This is a genomic window from Variovorax sp. 01T439_2, from assembly GCF_056398445.1.
Genome location: NZ_JBFTPJ010001179.1, coordinates 1 through 1,496 on the forward strand (window position 1 = coordinate 1; position 1,496 = coordinate 1,496).

Here is a 1,496-nt window from a genome sequence, read left to right on the forward strand (position 1 = left end):
GTCCTCGACCGAGGGCTCGTCCTTGGCGGCGGCCTTCTGGGCCACCAGCATGAGTCCTCGACCGAGGGCTCGTCCTTGGCGGCGGCCTTCTGGGCCACCAGCATGATGCGGCGCTCGGCCTCCATGGCCAGTTCGAGCGCCTTGATGCTCTTGGGGCGACCCACGAACAGCGGGATCACCATGTGAGGGAACACGACCACGTCGCGCAGCGGCAGCAGCGGCAGGTCGATCGCGTCGGCAGGCAGGGGGGTATGACCGGACATGAATATCCTTTGATTGATCAGGCAAAGATGGATGGGTGTTCGGGCATTTCAAGCCCGTGCACCCGGTCTTTGTCGAAGGCGCCGGACGCCTTGCTGGAAAGTGCCGGCGCCGCGTTCACTCAGGCCTTCTTGGCCGCTTCGCGGTACACGAGCAGCGGCGGCTTGTTYTCATCAATTGTGGATTCCTCGACCACAACCTTGTCGACGTTGGTGGCATTCGGCAGCTCGAACATGGTGTCGATCAGCGACTGTTCGAGGATCGAACGCAGGCCCCGCGCGCCGGTCTTGCGGGCCAGCGCCTTGCGTGCAATGGCCTTGAGCGCCGCGGGACGAATCTCCAGGTCGACGCCTTCCATCTGCAGCAGCTTGGTGAACTGCTTGACCACGGCGTTCTTGGGCTCGGTCAGGATCTGCACCAGCGCGTCTTCGCTGAGCTCGGCCAGCGAGGCCACCACGGGCATGCGGCCCACCAGTTCGGGGATCAGGCCGAACTTGATCAGGTCTTCGGGCTCGACCTCGCGGAACACCTCGGTGATGCTGCGCTGCGCCTTGCTCTTGACCGAAGCGCCGAAGCCGATGCCCGAGGCCTCGGTGCGGTTCTCGATGACCTTCTCGAGGCCGGCAAAGGCGCCGCCGCAGATGAACAGGATGTTGGTCGTGTCGATCTGCAGGAAGTCCTGGTTCGGGTGCTTGCGCCCGCCCTGCGGCGGCACGCTGGCCATGGTGCCTTCGATGAGCTTGAGCAGCGCCTGCTGCACGCCCTCGCCCGACACGTCGCGCGTGATCGACGGGTTGTCCGACTTGCGCGAGATCTTGTCGATTTCGTCGATGTAGACGATGCCGCGCTGGGCGCGCTCGACTTCGTAGTTGCAGCTCTGCAGCAGCTTCTGGATGATGTTCTCGACGTCCTCGCCCACGTAGCCGGCTTCGGTCAGCGTGGTGGCGTCGGCCATCACGAAGGGCACGTCGAGCATGCGCGCGAGCGTTTGCGCGAGCAGCGTCTTGCCCGAGCCCGTGGGGCCGATCAGGAGGATGTTGCTCTTGCTGAGCTCGACGTCGTCGCCCTTGGCCTTTTCCTTGTGGCGCAGGCGCTTGTAGTGGTTGTAGACCGCCACCGACAGCATGCGCTTGGCCGGCTCCTGGCCGATCACGTAGTTGTCGAGGTTGGTCTTGATTTCCAGCGGCGTGGGCAGGTCGCTGCGCGCCTCGCGCGCCTCTTCACCGGCCGGGATC

2 protein-coding genes are annotated in these 1,496 nt (G+C 64.8%); both read right to left on the reverse strand.

What is annotated here, in order from left to right:
- A partial coding sequence (locus tag AC1DOC_RS33250; protein WP_478131519.1) for an LON peptidase substrate-binding domain-containing protein occupies positions 1 to 263 on the reverse strand: 263 nt, incomplete at its 3' end.
- Between the two features lie 119 nt (positions 264 to 382).
- The coding region (gene clpX, locus AC1DOC_RS33255) for an ATP-dependent Clp protease ATP-binding subunit ClpX (protein ID WP_478131520.1) at positions 383 to 1,496 on the reverse strand (1,114 nt) is incomplete at its 5' end.